The following is a 21,399-nucleotide window of genomic DNA, read 5'->3' on the forward strand; positions in this document are numbered from 1 at the left end:
AAAATTATTTTAATATTGCACTTACTCACCAACCTTGGTGAGCACTTTTATTTTAGCCGACTAATTAAAGCATGCGCACTATTGTGAAGCAATAGCCTTTGCTTTGTAAAAGCTTTGTAACTAAGTTTTTAATTAGCACTGAAATTATATCAGTGTTTTCACAAGGTATTTATGAATAAATTTAATTGAAAGCCGTTTTTAGTTAAACACTTAACGCATTCATCACCAACTGCACAAAGTGAATTAGAGTAGATGAGATGCAACTTAAATATAGAGATTACGAGCTTTACTCGTCACGCCAGCAAGCTGTGCGTCTACAAGTGACCTTAACCACGGTGTTAAGCTTTGCCACTGGGCTTTCACTTAAAAGCGCAGCGTGTTCTTAACTTCTTTATGAATAAATCACTTAAAATATGATTGCACAAAGAGAAGCGAATGAGGAGTAAATGAGAAGCCATCTAAACAAGTACTTTGTGGCTGCTTACTTCTCTAAAGCGCAGCGTATTCTTAACCCTTTTGTGAATAACCTTTATTACGAGCTTTCTTCTCTAAAGCGCAGCGTATTCTTAACCCTTTTGTGAATAACCTTTATTACGAGCTTTGCTCGTCACGCCAGCAAGCTGCGCATCTACAAGTGACCTTAACCACTGTTTTTTAAGTACTTTAGGCACGCTTCCGCCCTTAGGTTACAGTTCCTATGTACTGATATATAGCTACTTCTTACGCTGTTACGCTTTTAGTTATTATTGCTTAATATCTTTATTATCTACACTTACTTCAATTTTTTGATTGAGTAAGTTAATTAGTAAAATACTGCGTAGGTCGCCGTCTGGCTCTTTGTATATTGCTTGTATATTACTAAATGAATCGTTATTCACACTTACTACATCACCAGCTTTTGGTATTAGTGACTCAGTGGTGTGTAAACGCTCATTTTTTAGCTGATTTATTATATGTATAGAAACTAATTGATACTGTGATCCATAGGATACAAAGCCACCAATTCCACGTGTATTTTTTACAGCAGAAAAATTACCGTTTTTTGACTTAAGGCATACAAATAAATAACTAGGGAATAAAGCGGTTTGTTTGACGGTACGCCGACCTTTAACCAATCTTTCAGTAGTTAATTTGGGGTAAAACGCTTCAATCCCTTGATTTTGCAAGTTAGTTTTAGCTCTCTCTTCTTGCTTAGGTTTGCATACGACTAAATACCAACTTTCCATAATAGTCCTTAACACATAACTAAGTTTCAAAAAACACAACGCTAAACTAAATAACGGCGGCATTATAACCACCATAGAGTGCCTATGTAAATAAGCCTTAGTGGTTAATAGCCACTCACATTAGTAAACAATGTTATTGAATTTAAGAGAAGTAAAGGCTTTAACGCTGGCTTAGCGCTTATAAAGCAATGTTTAGAGCGAGCTAAACAAAAGTTTAGAGAGAAGTAATAAATTTATTAAAAACCTGAATTAATATGATTAAAAAATTAATATTTAAGTAAGAGCGCAAAGTAATAAAACAATAAAAGTGCGAAATAAATTCGCACCTACAGGTGGATGCATGTTTGTAGGTGAGGTTTTATACCTCGCATTTTTAAAAAGTTAAAACATGAGCGCGAAGTAAATTCGCACCTACAGGTTGATGCATGTTTGTAGGTGAGGTTATTCATTTAGCTCAAGAGCTATAACCTTGAATATTTATGGCTTTACTTCTACCTTAAAATTCAATGTAACAAATTGATAACAAGGAAGCGCAATGCAAATACTTCACCACGGAGCGGTTAGTGGAGTTACCGGTTCGTGCCACGAATTGGTAATTAATAAGCAAACAAGTGTGCTTGTTGACTGCGGATTATTTCAGGGTGAGGATTCTAAAGCAGATCTTTCAATTGAATTTGATATTACTCATGTTACTGCGCTTATTGTTACCCATTGCCATATTGACCATGTTGGTCGAATTCCTTACTTATTAGCAGCCGGTTTTAAAGGCCCTATTTTTACAAGTATTGCATCGGCCAGTTTATTACCTTTGGTAATTGAAGATGCTTTAAAAGTAGGTGTAACCCGCGACCCTAAAATTATAGCTGCCTGCTTAAGCTTATTAAATAAACGCATAGTTGCTGTAGATTATAAAACGTGGTTTGAATTACCTTGCAAAGCGCCCGACAAAGCTAAGGCGAGGTTTCAGCGTGCGGGGCATATATTAGGTTCTGCCTACGTTGAAATTGATGTTACAAATAATGATAACAACAAACATCGCGTTGTATTTTCAGGAGATTTAGGCGCGCCGTATACCCCGCTACTCCCTTCGCCTAAGCCGCCTTATAAAGCCGACACTCTAGTTATTGAATCAACCTACGGCGATAAAAACCATCAAGGCCGTAAAGAGCGTACAAAAACGCTAAAAAACATTATTGAACGCGCCGTAGCCGACAATGGTGTTGTTTTAGTTCCTGCTTTTAGTATTGGCCGCACACAGGAGCTGCTATACGAGCTAGAGCAACTAATACATAGCTCATCTAAAAAGTCTAAGTGGCGAGACATTCACGTAATACTCGACTCCCCTATGGCAGCCAATTTTACTGAGCAATACAAAAACTTTAAACACTTATGGGATAGCGAAGCTAAACGCAAAGTTGCAAACGGTAGGCACCCGCTCGATTTTAAAAACCTAACTACGGTTGATTCACACAAAGAGCACATGGCTGTTATTAACTATTTAAGTTCGCGGCAAACACCAGCAATAATATTAGCGGCAAGTGGTATGTGTACTGGTGGGCGAATAGTTAATTATCTTGAGCGATTTTTAAGTGACAAAACCATCGATGTATTGTTTGTAGGTTACCAAGGAAACAAAACGTTAGGTCGCGAAATTCAAAAATATGGCCCACGTAATGGGTATGTTTTTATAAATGATGCTCGCATTAATATAAACGCCAATGTACATACAATTAGTGGCTACAGCGCCCATGCCGATCAAAACGGATTAATTAAGTTTGTAACAGGTATGCATAAAAAGCCAAGCCATATAAAAATTGTCCATGGCGATGATGATGCAAAAAACGCGTTAGCAGCAAGGTACAAAGAGGTATTAAGTAGTGAAGTTAAAATAGAGATTGGTAAATTGTAGGCGAGAAGCTTTTTATCGCAATTTAATAAATACGTAAAAGCTGCGCTTTTAGTGCGCCAGCAAGCAAAGCGCCTACATGGTCACATACACCTAGGATAAAAATCCACGTAGGCGTGAAGCTTGCTCACGCAATTAAATAAATACGTAAAAGCTGCGCTTTTAGTGCGCCAGCAAGCAAGGCGCCTACCTGGTCACCATACACCGAGGATAAAAATCCACGTAGGCGTGAAGCTTGCTCACGCAATTTAATTTATTCAAATGGAAATTAATTATATGGCTAACACACGTAAACGTTTAAAAGGACGCTGCACTTCGCTAAACGCTTATTACTCTATTACAATTTGTTGTGATTTTCGTAAGCCATTATTTGCTAACTTTTTATGTGCACGGTTAATTGCGAGTGAACTCATTAAATTTTCAAAAAACAATTCACTTAATACTATCTGCTACGTAATCATGCCCGATCATATACATTGGATTTTACAGTTAAATAGTAGCCTTGACCTTTCAAACCTAGTTAGGAATTTTAAAAACATTACAACTTATAGACTTAATAAACATAGCGGTACGCATGGAAGGATATGGCAATCAAATTACTATGACCACAAAATAAGGAATAATGAAGATTTAATAGGTCAAGCTAGGTATATAGTCGCAAACCCTTTACGTGCTGGCTTAGTGGACAACATAAAGAAATACCCATATTGGGATTGTGTTTACTTGTAAAGAGGTGGCTTTAATGCGCCATCAAGCAAGGCGCCTACATGGTCACCATACACCGAGGATAAAAATACACGTAGGCGTGAAGCTTGCTCACGCAAGTTAATAAATACGTAAAGCTGCGCTTTAAGTGCGCCAGCAAGCAAGGTGCCTACATATTCACCTAGACCGAGGATGAAAAATCCACGTAGGCGTGAAACTTGCTCACGCAATTTAATAAATACGTAAAGCTGCGCTTTAAGTGCGCCAGCAAGCAAGGCGCCTACATGGTCAAATACATCGAGGGGGGAAATACACGTAGGCGTGAAGCTTGCTCACGCAATTTGATAAATACGTAAAAGCTGCGCTTTTAGTGCGCCAGCAAGCAAAGCGCCTACACCGAGGATAAAAATCCACGTAGGCGTGAAGCTTACTCAGGCAATTTAATAAATACGTAAAAGCTGCGCTTTTAGTGCGCCAGCAAGCAAGGCGCCTACATGGTCACCTACACCGAGGGCGAAATCCACGTAGGCATGTCATTCCCTAAAAATATCAAACTATTGCAATCTATTCGCTTTAGGAGCCACTTACGTTTGGTAAAACTGTAACATTCGTTTGATTATTAAATTTTTGTTTCCAGTTTAAGTCACAAATACCGTCAGTTGGTGAAAAAGCAGTAGGTGCGGTTAAAAGTAATCTACGTATTTCTTGATGATCGGTTTCGTCACAGGCTAACTTAAGTTTATCTAAAAATGGAGACAGCTCACTCCATGGCATTTTAATTTCTTGTGCACTTAGGATTCTTGGATGGTCGGTGCCAATAACGTTGTCTCCTATAAGGAGCTCTTCAAAAAGCTTTTCACCTGGGCGTAAACCTGTGCATTGTATTTCTATATCGCCGTTTGGTCGTTTTGCGTGTTTAACTTCAAGCCCTGACAAGTGAACCATTTTAATAGCTAAATCTTTAATTTTAACAGGCTCTCCCATATCGAGTACAAACACGTCACTACCAACTCCCATTGCACCGGCTTGAATAACTAGCTGAGCTGCTTCTGGAATTGTCATAAAGTAACGGGTTATGTCTTGGTGGGTTAGTGTTATTGGACCACCCGCTTTAATTTGCTTTCTAAACAGAGGGACAACAGATCCTGAAGATCCTAAAACATTACCAAATCGAACCATGGTAAAGCGTGTTGTGTCTTGGATTTCAGATAGCCCTTGCAGTACTAATTCAGCCATGCGCTTAGTAGTACCCATTATATTTGTTGGGCGTACAGCTTTATCTGTTGATATAAGAACAAAAGTTTCTACCTTTGTATATATGGCCGCAGTTGCTAAGTTATAGGTGCCGTAAACATTATTACGTACGCCTTCTACAACATTGTGTTCAACTAAAGGTACATGCTTATACGCTGCGGCATGGTAAACAGTTTGAACACTAAAAGTAGAAAATGTTGATTCAACTAATTTTTTATTTTGAATAGAGCCCAGTATTGGCAGTATTTCAATATTTAAGTCATTTTTGGCACAAAACTCTGATAACTCTTTTTCAATTGCGTAAAGCGCGAACTCAGAAAGCTCAAATAGCACTAATTTAGCCGGACTATTTTTTACTATTTGCCTACAAAGCTCTGAACCTATAGAACCGCCAGCACCTGTAACCATTACAACTTTATTGGCTATATTTGCCGACATTAGATCTTGACGAGGCTGCACTGAATCACGGCCTAGCAAGTCATCAATTTCGACATCTTTTACTTCGTCAAGATTAGTTGTTCCTGCAACAATATCTGCCATACCAGGAACAGTCATAACTTGTAATTTAAATTTTTCTATTGCGTTAAGCACTTCTTTTCGACGACTGCGAGATGTACTTGGTAACGCCAATAATATTTTATTTGCACACTTTTGCTTTGCAATTTCAGCAATTTGCGACGGTGCATGCACACAAATACCTTGAATTAACGATAAATGCTTTTTAGGGTCGTCGTCTATAAAGGCGACTGGTGAGTATTCAGGGCCATTTGCTAAGGCAGTTGCTAATTGGCGGCCAGCAGAACCTGCTCCATAAATAATTACGCCTTCTTTGCGGCGCATAGTTATTTGGCCAACTACAGCTCGCACGGTTAGCCTTGCACCACCAACAAATAAAATACAAAAGCTGGCATAAATAAAAGGAACGGTGCGTGGTACTGGCGCACTAAGAAAAAAAGATAAAATAGTTAAATAAACGGTCGAAAGTACTACACCGGCAATAATGGCCCACATAGCTTGAGTGTTCATATAGCGCAGCACAGCCCTGTAGAGCCCAAGCTTTACAAAGCTTAATAAGCTAAGCGGCAATAATGCTGATAATAAAATCCAAGTATGTGTATTTTTTAAAATGGCGGTGCTGTCTAGCCTTAATAAAAAAGCCAGCCAAAAAGCTACAATTATAAATACGCTATCGATGAGGAGAGAAATAATTCTTTTTTGAGGACGAGGTAAATTAACTAAAAATTTTAAAGACACAATACATTTCCCTGAAGCTAGCAGTAATACTACTATTCTATTGATTACAATTTTACTACAAGATGAACAACTATTGCACTTAATAAATAAAGACTATATGTAAATATTTATATAGTCTTTATGTATTTGGTTATTTTTTGTAATTTTTTGTACTACTGCAGCTTACTATTTTACTCTATCACCGCTTCCCTTACCTGCAACAGTTTGGAATATATAGCTAAAGTAGTTTTTTAAATTTAATGTGCTAATCATTTTATAATCAGTCTCAGCTAATAGCTCTGGTGTAGACATATCAATCTCGTTAACTTGAGCTAAACCTGTAATACCAGGGCGAACATTATATATATTTTTAGCATCACGAGCTTTTGTTAGCTCCTCTTGATTAAACAGCCCTGGGCGAGGACCGACTAAACTCATTTCACCTTTTAATACGTTCCATAATTGGGGCAACTCATCTAACTTTGTTCTACGTAAAAAGCTACCAAATGGCGTAATAGATGATGTACTTGCTAAATGACTTGCTACAGATGCAGTATCTACTGACATTGTTCTAAACTTTACTAACGTGAAAGGTTTTTTATTCTTACCAACTCGTTCTTGCCTAAATATAGGCGACCCTGTATCAAATAAACCAATAACAAATAAAATAAATAAAAATGGTAACGCAAAAAGCAAACCAAAAAATGAAAATAAAAAGTCGAGTAGACGTATCATAGTTTATCCGTTGAGGGGGGTTTTAATAGTTTTAACGAAGCTTTCTTTTATTGAAAAAGGAGGCGTCCAAGCTAGTGTATTCTTTGTGTGTTGAATATCTAATTCCAAAGAACCCGTTAGTCTGTCAATAATATCATTTTTATTAAGAAGCTTTCCAGTGAACTTAAAAAAGCTTACGGGGATGGGTAGCATAAGGTTTTTATTATTACTTGCCCAAGCCATTAATTTAACCATTTCTGATGTAGAGATGTCATGATCATCACTCACCAGAAAAACTTGGTTTGCTGCTTTTGGATGTTTTATACAAATAGTAATTAGATCAACTAAATTATAAACAGATACTAAGCTTCTTCTATTATTTTTAATACATCTAAATGGAAGTGGAATACCTTTATTAACTAAATTTAATAGCGATGCAAAATTAGCTTTAACTCCTTTTCCATACACTAAAGGAGGCCTGATAATAACTATCTCCATTCCTGTGCTTTTACCTAGCTCAAATAACTCACACTCAGCTTCGGCCTTAGATTGTCCGTAAGCATCTTTAGGCGCTGGATTATCTGAAGATTTATAGGGGTTTTTGTCAGTTGTACTTTCACCATTCACTTTAATTGAGCTTAAAAATACAAAACGTTTAACTCCGGCTGCCGCTGCTTGCTTTGCCAAATTTAACGTGGCCAATGTATTTGAACGTCTAAACTCTTCTAAAGGGTTTTGTGAATTATCGTTCATTATATGTACACGCGCAGCACAATGAACAAGAACACTCACTCCTTTTAAGTTTAGTGTTTGACTTAAATCTGATAAATCAAAATATTGAAAATCATGTTGATGATTATTTTGATTTCTTCCTAGGAGTAAACATTTGCTACCCTCTAGTTTATTAAGCAAATGACCTCCAACAAAACCGGTGTAGCCTGTAAGCGCAATCATACTTTACTTCTCAACATTTTATCGTATATAGCTAAATGCGTCTTAACGACGGCTTTAACATCAAACTCTTGTTCAGCAAATAGTCTAGCTTTTAACCCCATACTAATTCTCTTACTTGGTGTTTTAATTAATTCAATTATTGCATCAGCTAATAACTTAGAGTTCATAGGCGGAACAGCTAAGCCTGTTTCACCATCAATGATTGCATCCTTACAGCCTGGGTTAGTAGTGGTAACAATTGCCCTCCCGCAGGCAGCCGCTTCAATTAATACTTTTGGGACCCCTTCACCATAAAAAGAAGGTAGTGTTATGATATTTGAATTTGAAAAAATACTTGGAATATCATTTCTTTGTCCAAGGTATTCAATAACGCCTTCATCTACCCAGCTATCTATTTCATCTTGCTTAACTGTATTGGGGTTATCTAAATCAGGTGTGCCAATTAGTAAAAATTTAGTATTTGGAAATTGTTTTTTTACTAACCTAGCAGCATCAATATATTCATAAACACCTTTTTCTCGTAATAAACGACAGGCCATTGAAACTATGACATCAGCTTTTTGAGTTTCGGGGATACATGTATAAACAGACAAGTCAGCGCCAGATCCTTTAATTAAAACCTTATCTTTGGCTTCTAGCTTAGCTACATTTGTAAGAATCTTTTCATCTGACCTATTTTGGAAAATGATAGTTTTATTCTTATGAGAAAGAGCAATTTTATAAACAAAGGAAGCTATAAATTTGGTTACTTTTGCTCTTAAGGAACTCGCTGTAAATACATACCCTAACCCAGATATTGCGACAACAAATGGGATTTTTTTGCCTATAGTTTTCAAGACTAACCCAGTATAAAGCACTGGTTTAATAGTTACGGCATGTATTAAGTCAGGCTTCTGTGATTGTATAAGAGCTCGAATTGCCTTTAATGTTTTAACTTCACTCACAATAGAGCCACCACTTCTACTGAAAGGTATTTCTACAACAGTAAAACCCATGTCAATAAGCTCTTGCTTATGTTTAGTAAAGTTACACGCTATTGTTACATCATAACCATTATTCAAAGCTTCAACTGCGATAGGCAAACGATGCGATATAAAAAACCAATCGACATTTATAATATAAAGTAATTTCAAGTTTTAGTCCCTTAGCAAGGTGCAATTTTAGTATTTATCATCCGGAGGCTGTAATTTTAAAGATTAACTTAAAATGTTTAGTTCATCCGTTATTGTGAGTTATAAAGACATATGTAAGAATTTACACTTTTAAGTAACGAATAATTATTAATTATATGCTGCCTTGATAAAGTGCCAATTTTTGCAGACTCACTTAAATTTATGTCTAGAACCCTATTTATTGCTTGATAAAGTAATAAATGATTTTTCGGCTCAATAAGCGAGCCATGTGGGGACGTAACCTGTGCTACGCCACCACAATCAGTGGCTACAACTAAACGCTCACATGCCATTGCCTCAGCCACAACTAACCCAAAACCTTCCCAAGCGGAGGATAAAACAAATAAATCTGATGCTGACATTAAATCAGGAATGTCATTTCTAATGCCTAAAAACTGAACATACTCTGTTAAATCTAACTCTTTAACCATATTAACTAAGTCGGTTTTTAATGGCCCATCTCCAACAATAACTAATTTGAAATCAGTGCGTTGTTTTTTAAGTAATTGGATGGCCAGTAATAAGTTAGGGTAGTCCTTCGCTTCTGTAAGACGCCCAACAGCTAGTAACAACTTGTTGTTACCCAAATTAAGTTCATTTCGGGTCTTAATACGATTTTTTTGATTAAAAGAAAAAACCTCTGTATTGATTCCGTTTGGAATTGCAACCATCCGGCCTTTCTTCACCGCTCCTTTTCGTATTGACTCATTAACTGCGTCGTCACTTACATTTGTGGAAATGTTAGTTAACCAATCTGTTAGTCTATAAGCTAGCATCCTCGCTTTTCCACCTTCATTGGTGCTATGTGAGGTACTTATTATTTTTTTAACCTTAATTGAAAGCCTTAAAAGTCGAGTTATAATATTAGCGTGAACCATATGACTGTGAACCACATCAGGCTCAAACTTTTTTACAATAGATCTTAATTTTAAATAAGAAGCAAAAAAGCTTTTTACACCGGTCATATTAAGAGGTATAAGCTCAATTTTATCATTTTTTGGTAAAACTAACGCAGGACCCGTTAGATATATTATTTTTACTTTATGGCCTACTTTCACTAATTCATCAGCCATATTAACTACAACATGTTCAGCACCGCCCATGCCTAAACCTGTAATTACTAACAATATCTTCATACAAACCTTTAAGCTTATATGTAAAATAAAAAAAGTATTTTTAAAAACACTTTAGCCCACAGACTAATGATTATTTTACATTGATAATGCACACTTTTATTTATTATAAAAATGCACTGAAATATTTTGTTCCTACCTCAGTCAAGCTTTCACCACTAATAGCATTTTTCCATAAAAATATGTTTACGATTAGAAATATAAATGCTGAAAAGTAATCCTTATTATTGGTACTTATAACTATATATATATAATAAAAAAGTAAAAAAACACTAATCAGGCGCCCAGAAATTGGTATTGTAAAATAAAATATTAAATATACTAAAACACCTAATAATCCTATTCTTCCATACGCTGTTCTGTAGACATTATTGAACCCTCTTAAATAAAGAAAGAACAATAAAAAAGCAAACAAAACAAACCCCCCTCCTCCATTTGAATTACTAGCCAGATGAGAGCCCTCAACTTGCCTAACTCCCAGAGAGCTTGCAACGGCTAACATGAAAAAAGATAATCCAAATAGAGTAGAAGAAAATAATACCAATCTTAATTTAATATTTTTTATAAAATGACTTAATGTATGCTCGTAGAACAAGACAAAAAAAACAATTGCAAAGCTAATATGAAAAAATAGCAGAAGAAAACACAAAGGAAAAAAAGGTTTTTTCCCCCAAAAAAAGTGAACGATCCATAGCAGAAGTACAGTTGCGACACCTTGGCGTAACACGACTAGTTGTAGGTGAAAAGTAAACGAAACAAAAAATAATAAAGAAAAACCAAAAAGGACCAACAATACGTTGCGTGCATATTTTAAGATAAAGTAAGCGGTTGTAGCAGATATAAAAAAAACGCTAACGTTAGGTACGAGCTCTGCCGTAAACAAAAAGCTTAATAACTTATTATAAAATAAAAAAAGAGGCTCATTAAAGATGAATGTAAATGCATTATATTGTTCTGCAATAACGTCAAAATTACGAGCATAAACAATATAATTGGCTCTATCTCTAAATAAATCATTAGGGAATGAAGCCAATATCAAACCGTAAAGAACAGCTATCAAAAAGTAAAAAAACGATTTTGAAACAATAATTGGATTATCGCATTTAGATATATTCATATGTCACTTTTTTGATTAGTCTCATTTTACAGCTCTTCCAACAGCTTTTTCCAATGCTCAATTATAGCATGTGGTTGATATTCAATTGCCTTAGCTTTACTCTTTATTGATATGCTCTCACGCAGACTTTCATCTTTAATTAGCTTAACCAGGGCTATTGCTAAAGAGTGTGTGTTGTTTGCTTCAACTAATACACTCCCTGTATTTTCAAGAACTTCTTCAGGTCCAGTGTCACAATCAAAACTGACTACTGGAAGACCAAACGATAAAGTTTCTAAAAGAACCATGGGAAAGCCCTCAAATCTAGAGCTTAAACAATAAATCGCTGCATTATTATAGTACTCTTCGATGTTATTAGTTTTACCGACAAGTTCTACACTGCTTGCTAAATTATTATCTAAAATAAAAGCAGAAAGCTCAGCTTTGTTCTCGCCATCACCTACAATCTTTAGCTTCCAATCAGGTGCTAACTTTATAACTTCTAGCCATGCTAATAGTAATAAATCGAATCCTTTTTGGGGAGCCAAACGACCTACACTTAATACCGTTTTAGATTTACTATTATACTGAGATGGTTGAACACTAAAAGGACAGGGATTTGCAATGGCAGTAATTTGAGAATTATGCTTTGTATTAGCTAGCCAATATTTTTTATCTCTTTCCGTTAAGGTAACAATACTATCACAATAGCGAGCAGCTAGCTGACGAGCTAGCCTTCTACCTTTTCGGCCTAAATCGCTATTAAAATTAAAATGTTCCCAGCAAATATGCTTTACAGGTAAACCTAACACTGCTGGTAAAGTAAATAGAACCAGCATAGATTCTATTACTATTAAAACATCAATATCATTATCTTTTATAACTTGCCTTAATCTACGAATAATTAAAGGTGTGCGGAATAAGGCTTTTCCTGGGGAGCTAAAAAGCGATAATGTTTTAATATTTTCATTTATAGGAAAAACAGGTTGGTCCCCTCCCATAAGGCTGGCAAAAAAAATGTCATAGCCTGAGTCAGATAGGTTATTAGCTATAATAGAACCAACTCTTTCTGTTCCACCGGTGTTATTTAGATTACTACATAGAAAAAGTACTTTCATGAAACTCTCTGTTATCGACTAGGTTGTTTTTCTTAGGCTATGCGGTTCAAAGCCGGATCATTGGACTAAAGTCTAGTTCAGTGAAATTGCTCGTCCCAAAATTTATAACTTCCTCTGAAATATCCTTAAACTCCTCAATTCCACTTGAGTTTATGGATATGACTTTTTTAAACCTATTTTCTGCCGAATTTCTAACTAAAAGTTCATATGGAAAGTCTTTAGGAATAAACTCTGAACCTTTAAAGTGCTTTGCATAGTTAACTTTGCTTTTTGGATGCGGTTTAATATAGATATCACTCTCTAGCAATCCTTCTGACTTCAATATTTCTTTATACATATTGATTTCATATTCGATACTGGAAACCAACCTATCTTCAAAAAATGGTTGTAGCATAAGAATACTTTTTCCATTTAATTTAACAGGAGAAAAGCCATACACTTCACAAATATTTAAATATTCATCATTAGATAAGTTGTTTATTTTTGTTCTTAAATTGATGAAGTCGCATGATAGCTGCTTATTATTTTTATAGGAGTCAGGTACAACGAACATAAAATTGTTCGGTTTAAAATTATAATCAACATTTAAAAAACGCCTAAAAATAAAGTTATTCCTAAATTTTATGTGTGTTATTTTACGGTTATATTCACCTTCAAACATTTTTTTTGTCATTAACCCGTCATCGAGTTGGATTAATTTTGAATCGCATTTTCTTAATTTAAGCTCATAAACATTTCCGTAAATTTCTTCATACTGTTTTATTTTTTTTAAAAACTTTAACCTAGTAAGAATAGAACTTAACGGTGATTTTATAGAGATAATTGGAAAATCATCTGTTATTGAAACACTATTTACTTTAGCTTTAAAACGCGAAATAAACTCATCTGAAATTCGCCCCTTAACTAATATATAGTCACGACCTTTCCAAGAATAATCATAAAGAATGTAGATTAATAGGCTTCTATAGGTATTTTCAATTATCAATTTTTTCATTTTTTCCTACACTAAATAATATTGTATTCCTGCTCTTGCGCTTCGAAAAAGAAAAACCGAAAGCTAGTTTTGAAATATAAGAACAAAAATAGAACATAACGCTCAAAAAATAATAGAAATATTATTTAGAGTCACTTTGCTTAAAAAAGGTAAGCCATGGCATTGAATACACTCTAGCTGATAACAACCAAGTCGATAAAAACCTTAAAAACTGCCCTATTGCATAGGCCTGGGCCACGCCAACTAGTCCATTATACTCAATTAACACAAGCATCAATGCAACATTTATTAACCCTGAAAAAATGGTAGCCAAAGATAAAAACTTCGTCTTCTTTGAGAAAAATATATAGTTAGTAACCATTAAGTACATTCCATTAAAAGCTTGGCCTAAGCATAAGTAACCTATGATTTCTCCTGCTTGCTTATACTTTTCACTAGCAATTAGCACAACCATATAAGGACCAATGAGAAATGCCATAATAGTAATTACAAGTAGTAGAAGCATAGAGATATATGTGTATTTAACTAGCTTTGCCTTTTCATTATAATTATTCCGTTTTAATAAGGCAAAAAGCCAAGGAACAAATGCCTTATTTGCTGCATCAAAAACGATACCTAAAACCGAACTCAATTGATAAGCAACCATATAGATAGCAACAGCGCTGAGCCCCAGATTTTTATCGAGAATGTAGCGGTCTGCCGAAAGAAGTAAAAAACCGCCTAATACATGTGGGATCAAACCAAAGCCATAATTAAGAATTTCTCTTAGATGATTTGGCTTGTTTTTTTCAAACGAAAATATTTTATTTTTATATAGTAGATACGATGCAGCCATCGCCATTACCAAGCTTCCAGTAAATAAAGATAATACCTGCCCCTCAGCTCCCTTCTCTAAATAAACAACAAAAATAAGGGATAGAGAAAAAGTTAGAAAAACTTTAATAAAATTGAATACGCCATATTTTATTGCCTGCTGTCTAACTTGCCACTGCCCTAATCTGACGCTTATAACGGAATTACATAAGCTGACTACAATAGCAAAGAGTATCCACTCATAACTCAAAGGAATAACTAATTCTATAAAGTCTTTAAAAACAATAACTATAATTGTAGTTACGCAAGCTCCGGTGAATATCGTTTTAAAAACTGTACCCACAAAGCTGCTAAATCCCTCTTTACTGTCATCATAATATTTTCTTGTTATTGATCCAGCAGTACATAGTTCAACAAAAACTGGCATTAAAGAAATAACCATCATGAATAGAGCTACTTTACCATAATCGTCTTTAGTTAAGGCTCTTGTTAAAATAGGTAGCAGAATAAAAGACAATCCAGCATTTGCTATGTTTGACAGTAAATAAATCAAACCATTTTTTTTGTTTGACATAATTTATTTCAAATTTTTATATAGTTGAGCTAATTTAAAGCGTACATAAAGCATGCAAACAAATGGGTAAGGAAGGTTTAAGATTAAAAAGCCGAAAAGTTTATACTTCTTAGAAGAATTTTTAAAGTATTTGTTTCTACTTATATTCAATTTTTTATTAAGGTTATTAATCTCGCTAACTTTATTAAAAGGGATCTTAGAGTGATTGCTAACAAGGCCCAAAAATGTAATGTAAACACCTAAATTATATATTCTATAATCTACCTGTTCTTTATATTTTTGATAGTCATCTCTTTTTTTAAAGTCCTCAAAAGCCATATCAGCAGTTTTCAAGCGGTCAAAATACCTTGGGTTATCACTCAATCTTGTTGTAGAAATTGGATTATACGAGTAATAGTAAAAAGCTTCAGGAATTTTGCCCATGTTTTTTGTTTCTGCGGCCAAAAAGAATTGTATGTAGTTATCCTCATAAAACAGACCTTCAGGAAAGCGGATTCCTAAGTCATTTTTATTAAAAAAATGATTTTTAAAAATTTTTGTCCAAAGGCGGCCATAATTGCTAAATATATCTTTTTTTGCAGTTAAATTAGCACTAACTTCAGACCCGATAACTCGCTCGCCATCATGTATTAAATAATCAGAATCTACTACATCATAGTTGTCTGATAAGGCTTTTTCATATAACTTTTTATACATGTCTAATTTAACAAAGTCATCTGCGTCGACGAAGCCTATATATTCTCCCTTGGCTACATCTAATCCAGCATTACGTGCTCCCCCTTGTTTTTTGTTTATTGGAAGAGTTATTATTGTAACTTTATTTTCTGCCTGCTTTTTATACTCATTAAGTATGCTAAGGGTGTTATCAGTAGACGCATCATTAACAACTATTATTTGAATATTTTCAAGAGTTTGGTGCAATAATGAATCCAAACAACGGCGAATATATTTTTCACCATTGTATACAGGAACAATTACACTCACAGTAAAGAGGCTTTTCATCATACCTACTACTTTCTATTTATAAGTTTAACGCGCTAAATATTTGTTAAATTACTTTATCAAGGCTTTTGCTAATGCAGTCCCAGAAGTAATACTCACGTTCGCTTTTTTACCGATAACGTCATATAAGTATTTTGGTGCTAAGCCATAACCGGGCCTAATACTCTTTACATTTTCATGTGTAAATAATTCACCTTCCGCAATATCTTTTACCACATAGAGTGAACGCCTAAATATTGCATTGCCTTTTTCACTCTCTTTTCGCTCGTAATTTACTTTACCAACCGCTTCCCATGCTATTTTAGAATCTCTACACAACTGTAATAACTCTGGCTTTTCTAATGAGAAACTATCATCAGGCCCACCACCATTTCTATCAAGCGTTACATGCTTTTCTATCAAGCATGCGCCTAATGCTACTGATGTAATTGCTGTTGTGTTATCTATTGTATGGTCTGATAGACCCGTTAACACATCAAAACGAGTGGCCATATCTGCTACAGTCGCCAAATTATAATCGCCTGATGGCGCTGGGTAACCACTTACACAGTGCAGTACAACCAGTTCTTTACACCCTGCATTTTTTGCAGTTTCCACTGCTTCACGTATTTCTTCTTCGTTAGCCATACCTGTCGATATAATCATTGGCTTACCAGTCTTCGCAACATACTCGATTAATGGTAAATCGATGGCTTCAAATGACGCTATTTTGTACGCAGGAGCACCAAGCTCTTCGAGTAAATCAACGGCAGTAAAGTCAAACGGCGAGCTAAAAATAGTGATACCTAACTCTTTAGCTTTTTCAAATAACGGTTTATGCCATTCCCAAGGCATGTGCGCTTCTTCATATAAGTCATACAGTGTTTTACCATCCCACAACCCACCTTTAATTAAAAATTCAGGGTTATCGCTTTTCATTGTTATGGTATCAGGGCGATAAGTTTGCAGCTTCATTGCATCTGCACCACACTCTTTTGCCATTTCCATTATTTTATAGGCATTTTCGATATCACCGTTATGATTTGCTGACATTTCAGCAATGATATATGGCGCATAGTCGGGGCCAATTTTTCTGTTATCGATAGTAATAAATTTATTCATAAATCCCTCACTCCACTGGTTGTCGAGTAAATTGCTCTTCATTAATTCGTTTGTAGCCGGCTCGGCTAAACAAAGCTTGTGATGCTGTATTTTCTTTTAGTACAACAGCATGTATAATTTTTGTAGGATGTAATATATCTACTTGTTTTAAAGCGAGTTTCGCGACCCCTTTACCAAAGTACTCTGGTGCTATAAAGATGGAGATGGTATACGTATTTACGGCTGTCATATCTAACCTAACCACGCCTACAGGAGTCGTTTTTTCATCTGTGCTACTGGTTAACTCAATAATATAAAAGTAGTCATTTTTACTTGTTAGCTTTTTAGTCATCCAAGCCCGATGCTCAGCCAAACTCGGAACGTCTTTATTAAGTGCATAACGACGTGTTTCGGGTTTACATTGCCAAGCGTACACCTGTTCAATATCAAGCTTTGTCGCTAACCTTAGGGTTAGTGAACCATTAAATAATTGAGTAATATGCTTCATTATTCGCTTAACACCTTGCCCATCACATAACTGCAAGTTTATTGTTCGCATTTTTGAATAGTCTGCAATTAACTGTTCGTACGCCTTCATTAACGTTGTACTAATCGCCTCTAACTCAACGCTAATTGCAGCACCAACAGTTTCTAAATTTTTACAAATAGTTTTCTGGTTATCAGCTAGTGCAATAACAATACTCGGTAACCCGACACAAGCACGCTCCCATGACGTTGAGCCTGGCGCGCCAATGGCAATATCATGCTCACACATGAGAGTAGCCATGTCATCTACAAAATCAATGTGAGTCAACCACGCGCTATGCTTCATAGCAAACTCTGTAACACTTTTGTAGTGAGGTGCTTTTGGGCTAAGCAAGACAGTCGTTATTGGCGGGTTAACGCTTTTCTTTAAAACATTAAGTACATGCAATGTCGCATTAGGGGTATCTACCCCCCCCATAGATAATAATAAACGCGGTGTATTCGATAATGTATTCAAAGCTATCAATTGTGATGAATGTCGATGCGAAAAGTGAGTATTTATAATTGCATATTGCGTGCCTGTTAAGACGGTGGCCTTAGAGTTTAATAAATGATATTCGCTTGGCTCTCTAAGCAATGTTTGATCTATTATTAAGTCTGCAGAGTGCTCTCTTACTAAATCATCAATTGCAATAATTTTACAGTTATACGCTTTTTTTACTAACTCATGCCACTGTGCACCAATACCATAGTGATCTGTAATGACTAAATCAGGGCTATCAAACGCAGAAGCGAATTCTTGGGCATCATCATACTCAGTGACTTGCAACCACGCTGCATAATCCGCAGTCGAGGTTGGTGCTAACCAATCTGCTGGTTGCTGTAATTCATAAATAGAAAAACCACGCTGCTTTATATATGTGACTAAATCACCGCTCTGCGGGCGGGTAGCAAATAAAACGTCGTGACCATCTAGTTTAAGCCTATCAGCCAATACTAAGCAACGCATGATATGACCGCTGCCTATATGAGAAGAGGCATCAGCCCTAATTACGACCTTTAGCATTCAATTGCTCGGTACAAAGCTTCTGCCAATTCCCAATCTTCAGGTGTATCTATGTCTTGTACTCGTTTACGTGGTAGCAAAACAGCCTTCGATCTTGTTCCAAAAATAGCTTTTTTTGCTATAAATGCCTTGGCAGTACCCCAATAAAACTGTCCAGCATCATGATATGCTTCTTCGAGATCTTGCGAACGAGTATTTAAATGCTCTGGCTGAAACATTTCAACGCATTGTTTATCATTAAGCTTTAAAGCTCTTTGAATTGGAAAAGGAAAACTTGTTGCACTGAAGGCGTAATCTACATTACTCGATGTCAGCTCTATAAATCCGCGCTGGATAAACTCAGGTATTAAAAAAGGAGCGGTTGCATATATACAACATACATTTTCAACGCCCCATTCCTGTAACTCGGTATACTCAACAGCATGCTTTATTACATCAAGCGTGGTTGCATAATCATCCGCAATATTAGCAGGGCGCATAAATGGTACTTCTGCCCCATATTGTATAGCAATATCTGCTATTTCAGCATCATCTGTAGAGACAATTACTTTATCAAAACAATTACTCTTTAAAGCCGCCTCAATCGAATAAGCAATCATTGGCTTACCGTGAAACTCTTTGATATTTTTGCGAGGTATCCGCTTACTTCCACCACGTGCAGGGATGATTGCTATATTCATGATTAGGCTTCTAATATTTGTGTTAGCTTACTGATAACTTCGTCTTGCTGCTCATGAGTCATACCATGAAACATCGGTAATGAAATAGCATTGCTGTAATAACTTTCTGCATTTGGAAAGTCACCTTGTTTAAAGCCCATTTTTTGGTAATAAGGCTGTAGGTGCACAGGAATATAATGCAGGTTTACACCAATACCGTTTTCTCTTAGCTCGTCAAACACTTCTTTATGCGTTTTGCTAATTTCATTTAGGTTTAGACGAATAACATATAAATGTAAGCCAGAATAAGTATTAGGTAACTGATAAGGCAGTATAATCGGTAAACTAGCTAGCTTGTCATAATAACGTACTGCTAATTCATGACGTGCAGTAACGAACTCACTTAACCGGCTCATTTGCGATACACCGAGTGCAGCTTGCAGCTCCGTCATGCGGTAGTTAAAACCCAAATCCACTTGCTCATAGTACCAACCACCATGCGATGCATTTTCCATTAATGCTTCGTCACGTGTTATTCCATGGCTTCGATAAAGTGCCATTTTGTCTGCAAGTGCTTTACTATTCGTTAATGCCGCACCACCTTCTGCGGTGGTAACAATTTTAACAGGGTGAAAGCTAAACACGGTAATATCGCTGTATTCACATGATCCAATTGGTTGTTCTAAATAACGTCCACCTATTGCATGTGAAGCATCTTCAATGACTTTAAAGCCATACTCTATTGATAACGCATGGATTGCTTTCATGTCACATGGCTGACCACATAAATGCACTGCAACCAAAACTTTAGGCAAAACACCTTCTTTTTTAGCGCGGATAAGCTTTTCTTTTAATGCTACAGGGCAAAGATTATAAGTTGCGGGATCTATATCAACAAAGTCTACTGATGCGCCACAATACAAACCACAATTAGCTGAGGCTACAAAAGTGACTGGTGTTGTCCATAATCTATTACCAGCCCCTAGCTCAAGCGCTAAACAAGCAATATGTAAAGCTGACGTTGCACTATTAACAGCCAAGGCATGATTGGCGCCGGTTGAATCCATCAGTGCTCTTTCAAACGCAGGGACTTGCGGCCCTTGCGTCAAAAAATCCGACTTTAGAACATTAACCACTGCATCAATATCTGCTTGAGTTATATCTTGCTTTCCATACGGTATCATTTAGTTATCTCTATACTTCAAACGATGGGTCAACATGTTCAACAATAAGCTCACGCAAGCCTTCAATTGTTTCCCACTCAGTATTTGTTCCTGAGTTGTATTTAAAGCCAAATGGTACTTTTTCAGCTTTATGGTGAGCGAGGTATTCTTCTTCGGTGTATGTATACGATACAGAAGGTAAAATTGCGTAGTATGGACCCAAATCAATCGTATTTAACGAGTCCGTATCTGTAATCATTTCTTCATGTAGTTTTTCACCTGGGCGAATACCTACATCACGCGTTTCACATTCAGGTGCTACGGCTTCTGCAATGTCTAAAATTTTGTATGATGGGATTTTAGGGATAAATATCTCACCACCTAGATGGTTGCCCAAGGCAAACATAACTAAATTAACGCCATCTTGAAGCGATATGTTAAAGCGAGTCATTTCATTATGTGTGATTGGTAAAATACCTTCTTTTCGTTTTTCTAAAAAGAAAGGAATAACAGAGCCGCGAGAGCCCATTACATTACCATAACGAACAACGCTAAATTTAATATCTTTAGAGCCGCGAATATTGTTAGCAGCAGCAAATAATTTATCTGATGCAAGTTTAGTGGCACCGTATAAGTTAATTGGTGCACATGCTTTGTCTGTCGATAGTGCAACAACATCTTTTACACCACATGCTAGTGCAGCATGAATAACATTTTCAGCACCATCTATATTCGTACGAATACATTCTGTTGGATTGTATTCAGCGGTATCAACCTGCTTAATAGCGGCTGCGTGAATTATTACATCAACACCTTCACACGCTTGCGTTAAACGCTCTTTATCGCGAACATCACCAATAAAAAAACGTAATTGCGGGTAATCGTATGCTGGGTATTTTTGTTTTATTACAGACTGCTTTAATTCATCACGCGAATAGATGATTATTTTTTTTACATCTGGGTAGCGCGCTAAAATAGTTTCTATAAATTTTTTACCAAATGACCCAGTGCCACCAGTAATTAACACTGTTTTTTTGTTTAACATATTAGT

General features: G+C 36.0%; 20 protein-coding genes. 3 read left to right on the plus strand and 17 right to left on the minus strand.

Annotation, left to right across the window (positions count from 1 at the left end; translation table 11 throughout):
• Nucleotides 1–257: 257 nt before the first annotated feature.
• Nucleotides 258–386, plus strand: coding sequence for a hypothetical protein (locus tag H5087_RS20100; protein WP_259397721.1), 129 nt, complete (start codon nt 258–260; stop codon nt 384–386).
• Between the two features lie 357 nt (nt 387–743).
• On the opposite strand, the gene rfaH is transcribed toward H5087_RS20100, so the two are convergent.
• Complete coding sequence (gene rfaH / locus H5087_RS02165) at nt 744–1,226, minus strand: transcription/translation regulatory transformer protein RfaH (protein ID WP_182670997.1); 483 nt, start codon at nt 1,224–1,226, stop codon at nt 744–746.
• Between the two features lie 535 nt (nt 1,227–1,761).
• Here rfaH and H5087_RS02170 point away from each other — a divergent pair.
• Both H5087_RS02170 and H5087_RS02175 read left to right on the plus strand, forming a co-directional pair.
• A complete protein-coding gene (locus H5087_RS02170) occupies nt 1,762–3,135 on the plus strand; it encodes an MBL fold metallo-hydrolase RNA specificity domain-containing protein (protein WP_182670998.1) in 1,374 nt (457 codons plus the stop codon).
• Nucleotides 3,136–3,408: 273 nt separating this feature from the next.
• Entirely contained in the window at nt 3,409–3,861 is a 453-nt protein-coding gene (locus tag H5087_RS02175) for an REP-associated tyrosine transposase (RefSeq protein ID WP_182670999.1), read from the plus strand.
• Here H5087_RS02175 and H5087_RS02180 read toward each other — a convergent pair.
• The 16 genes from H5087_RS02180 to pseB form a co-directional block, all read right to left on the minus strand.
• Nucleotides 3,852–4,112: a hypothetical protein gene (locus H5087_RS02180; protein ID WP_182671000.1), complete on the minus strand. Its 261-nt coding sequence runs from the start codon at nt 4,110–4,112 to the stop codon at nt 3,852–3,854. The two genes, H5087_RS02175 and H5087_RS02180, sit on opposite strands and share 10 nt — an antisense overlap.
• Before the next feature lie 298 nt (nt 4,113–4,410).
• Nucleotides 4,411–6,345 carry a nucleoside-diphosphate sugar epimerase/dehydratase gene (locus H5087_RS02185; protein WP_182671001.1) on the minus strand — a complete coding sequence of 645 codons (1,935 nt, stop codon included), beginning with the start codon at nt 6,343–6,345 and terminating at the stop codon, nt 4,411–4,413.
• 165 nt (nt 6,346–6,510) lie between these two features.
• Nucleotides 6,511–7,059, minus strand: coding sequence for a sugar transferase (locus tag H5087_RS02190; RefSeq protein ID WP_182671002.1), 549 nt, complete (start codon nt 7,057–7,059; stop codon nt 6,511–6,513).
• A 3-nt stretch (nt 7,060–7,062) separates the two neighbouring features.
• Nucleotides 7,063–7,992, minus strand: a complete 930-nt coding sequence (locus tag H5087_RS02195; RefSeq protein WP_182671003.1) for an SDR family oxidoreductase — start codon at nt 7,990–7,992, stop codon at nt 7,063–7,065.
• On the minus strand, nt 7,989–9,125 hold the full coding sequence (locus H5087_RS02200; RefSeq protein ID WP_182671004.1) for a glycosyltransferase family 4 protein: 1,137 nt from the start codon (nt 9,123–9,125) through the stop codon (nt 7,989–7,991). Before H5087_RS02200 ends, H5087_RS02195 begins: the two co-directional genes overlap by 4 nt.
• A gap of 89 nt (nt 9,126–9,214) precedes the next feature.
• Nucleotides 9,215–10,300 carry a glycosyltransferase gene (locus H5087_RS02205; RefSeq protein WP_182671005.1) on the minus strand — a complete coding sequence of 362 codons (1,086 nt, stop codon included), beginning with the start codon at nt 10,298–10,300 and terminating at the stop codon, nt 9,215–9,217.
• 103 nt (nt 10,301–10,403) lie between these two features.
• Nucleotides 10,404–11,414: an EpsG family protein gene (locus H5087_RS02210; protein WP_182671006.1), complete on the minus strand. Its 1,011-nt coding sequence runs from the start codon at nt 11,412–11,414 to the stop codon at nt 10,404–10,406.
• A gap of 26 nt (nt 11,415–11,440) precedes the next feature.
• Complete coding sequence (locus H5087_RS02215) at nt 11,441–12,511, minus strand: glycosyltransferase family 4 protein (protein WP_182671007.1); 1,071 nt, start codon at nt 12,509–12,511, stop codon at nt 11,441–11,443.
• A gap of 46 nt (nt 12,512–12,557) precedes the next feature.
• Nucleotides 12,558–13,505 (minus strand): polysialyltransferase family glycosyltransferase, encoded by a 948-nt coding sequence (locus tag H5087_RS02220; RefSeq protein ID WP_182671008.1) that lies wholly within the window; start codon nt 13,503–13,505, stop codon nt 12,558–12,560.
• Between the two features lie 121 nt (nt 13,506–13,626).
• Nucleotides 13,627–14,892: a lipopolysaccharide biosynthesis protein gene (locus H5087_RS02225; RefSeq protein WP_182671009.1), complete on the minus strand. Its 1,266-nt coding sequence runs from the start codon at nt 14,890–14,892 to the stop codon at nt 13,627–13,629.
• Nucleotides 14,893–14,895: 3 nt separating this feature from the next.
• Complete coding sequence (locus H5087_RS02230) at nt 14,896–15,897, minus strand: glycosyltransferase family 2 protein (RefSeq protein WP_182671010.1); 1,002 nt, start codon at nt 15,895–15,897, stop codon at nt 14,896–14,898.
• A 48-nt stretch (nt 15,898–15,945) separates the two neighbouring features.
• Nucleotides 15,946–16,995, minus strand: coding sequence for a pseudaminic acid synthase (gene pseI, locus H5087_RS02235; RefSeq protein ID WP_182671011.1), 1,050 nt, complete (start codon nt 16,993–16,995; stop codon nt 15,946–15,948).
• A 7-nt stretch (nt 16,996–17,002) separates the two neighbouring features.
• Nucleotides 17,003–18,526: a UDP-2,4-diacetamido-2,4,6-trideoxy-beta-L-altropyranose hydrolase gene (pseG, locus tag H5087_RS02240; RefSeq protein WP_182671012.1), complete on the minus strand. Its 1,524-nt coding sequence runs from the start codon at nt 18,524–18,526 to the stop codon at nt 17,003–17,005.
• Complete coding sequence (pseF, locus tag H5087_RS02245) at nt 18,520–19,206, minus strand: pseudaminic acid cytidylyltransferase (RefSeq protein ID WP_024596594.1); 687 nt, start codon at nt 19,204–19,206, stop codon at nt 18,520–18,522. The genes pseG and pseF overlap by 7 nt, the downstream gene beginning before the upstream one ends.
• Nucleotides 19,207–19,208: 2 nt before the next feature.
• Nucleotides 19,209–20,369 (minus strand): UDP-4-amino-4,6-dideoxy-N-acetyl-beta-L-altrosamine transaminase, encoded by a 1,161-nt coding sequence (gene pseC / locus H5087_RS02250; RefSeq protein WP_182671013.1) that lies wholly within the window; start codon nt 20,367–20,369, stop codon nt 19,209–19,211.
• Between the two features lie 10 nt (nt 20,370–20,379).
• Nucleotides 20,380–21,393, minus strand: coding sequence for a UDP-N-acetylglucosamine 4,6-dehydratase (inverting) (gene pseB, locus H5087_RS02255; RefSeq protein ID WP_024596592.1), 1,014 nt, complete (start codon nt 21,391–21,393; stop codon nt 20,380–20,382).
• Nucleotides 21,394–21,399 lie beyond the last annotated feature (6 nt).

The sequence above is a fragment of the Pseudoalteromonas sp. SR43-7 genome, assembly GCF_014163785.1.
In the GTDB taxonomy this organism is placed as follows: Bacteria; Pseudomonadota; Gammaproteobacteria; order Enterobacterales; family Alteromonadaceae; genus Pseudoalteromonas; species Pseudoalteromonas distincta.

Excerpts from the sequence above, each read along its gene's own strand:
- H5087_RS20100 (WP_259397721.1), top strand. The coding sequence starts at position 258 with ATGCAACTTAAATATAGAGATTACGAGCTTTACTCGTCACGCCAGCAA.
- rfaH (WP_182670997.1), bottom strand. The coding sequence starts at position 1,226 with ATGGAAAGTTGGTATTTAGTCGTATGCAAACCTAAGCAAGAAGAGAGA.
- H5087_RS02170 (WP_182670998.1), top strand. The coding sequence starts at position 1,762 with ATGCAAATACTTCACCACGGAGCGGTTAGTGGAGTTACCGGTTCGTGC.
- H5087_RS02175 (WP_182670999.1), top strand. The coding sequence starts at position 3,409 with ATGGCTAACACACGTAAACGTTTAAAAGGACGCTGCACTTCGCTAAAC.
- H5087_RS02190 (WP_182671002.1), bottom strand. The coding sequence starts at position 7,059 with ATGATACGTCTACTCGACTTTTTATTTTCATTTTTTGGTTTGCTTTTT.
- H5087_RS02195 (WP_182671003.1), bottom strand. The coding sequence starts at position 7,992 with ATGATTGCGCTTACAGGCTACACCGGTTTTGTTGGAGGTCATTTGCTT.
- H5087_RS02205 (WP_182671005.1), bottom strand. The coding sequence starts at position 10,300 with ATGAAGATATTGTTAGTAATTACAGGTTTAGGCATGGGCGGTGCTGAA.
- H5087_RS02210 (WP_182671006.1), bottom strand. The coding sequence starts at position 11,414 with ATGAATATATCTAAATGCGATAATCCAATTATTGTTTCAAAATCGTTT.
- H5087_RS02215 (WP_182671007.1), bottom strand. The coding sequence starts at position 12,511 with ATGAAAGTACTTTTTCTATGTAGTAATCTAAATAACACCGGTGGAACA.
- H5087_RS02220 (WP_182671008.1), bottom strand. The coding sequence starts at position 13,505 with ATGAAAAAATTGATAATTGAAAATACCTATAGAAGCCTATTAATCTAC.
- H5087_RS02225 (WP_182671009.1), bottom strand. The coding sequence starts at position 14,892 with ATGTCAAACAAAAAAAATGGTTTGATTTATTTACTGTCAAACATAGCA.
- H5087_RS02230 (WP_182671010.1), bottom strand. The coding sequence starts at position 15,897 with ATGATGAAAAGCCTCTTTACTGTGAGTGTAATTGTTCCTGTATACAAT.
- pseI (WP_182671011.1), bottom strand. The coding sequence starts at position 16,995 with ATGAATAAATTTATTACTATCGATAACAGAAAAATTGGCCCCGACTAT.
- pseG (WP_182671012.1), bottom strand. The coding sequence starts at position 18,526 with ATGCTAAAGGTCGTAATTAGGGCTGATGCCTCTTCTCATATAGGCAGC.
- pseF (WP_024596594.1), bottom strand. The coding sequence starts at position 19,206 with ATGAATATAGCAATCATCCCTGCACGTGGTGGAAGTAAGCGGATACCT.
- pseC (WP_182671013.1), bottom strand. The coding sequence starts at position 20,369 with ATGATACCGTATGGAAAGCAAGATATAACTCAAGCAGATATTGATGCA.
- pseB (WP_024596592.1), bottom strand. The coding sequence starts at position 21,393 with ATGTTAAACAAAAAAACAGTGTTAATTACTGGTGGCACTGGGTCATTT.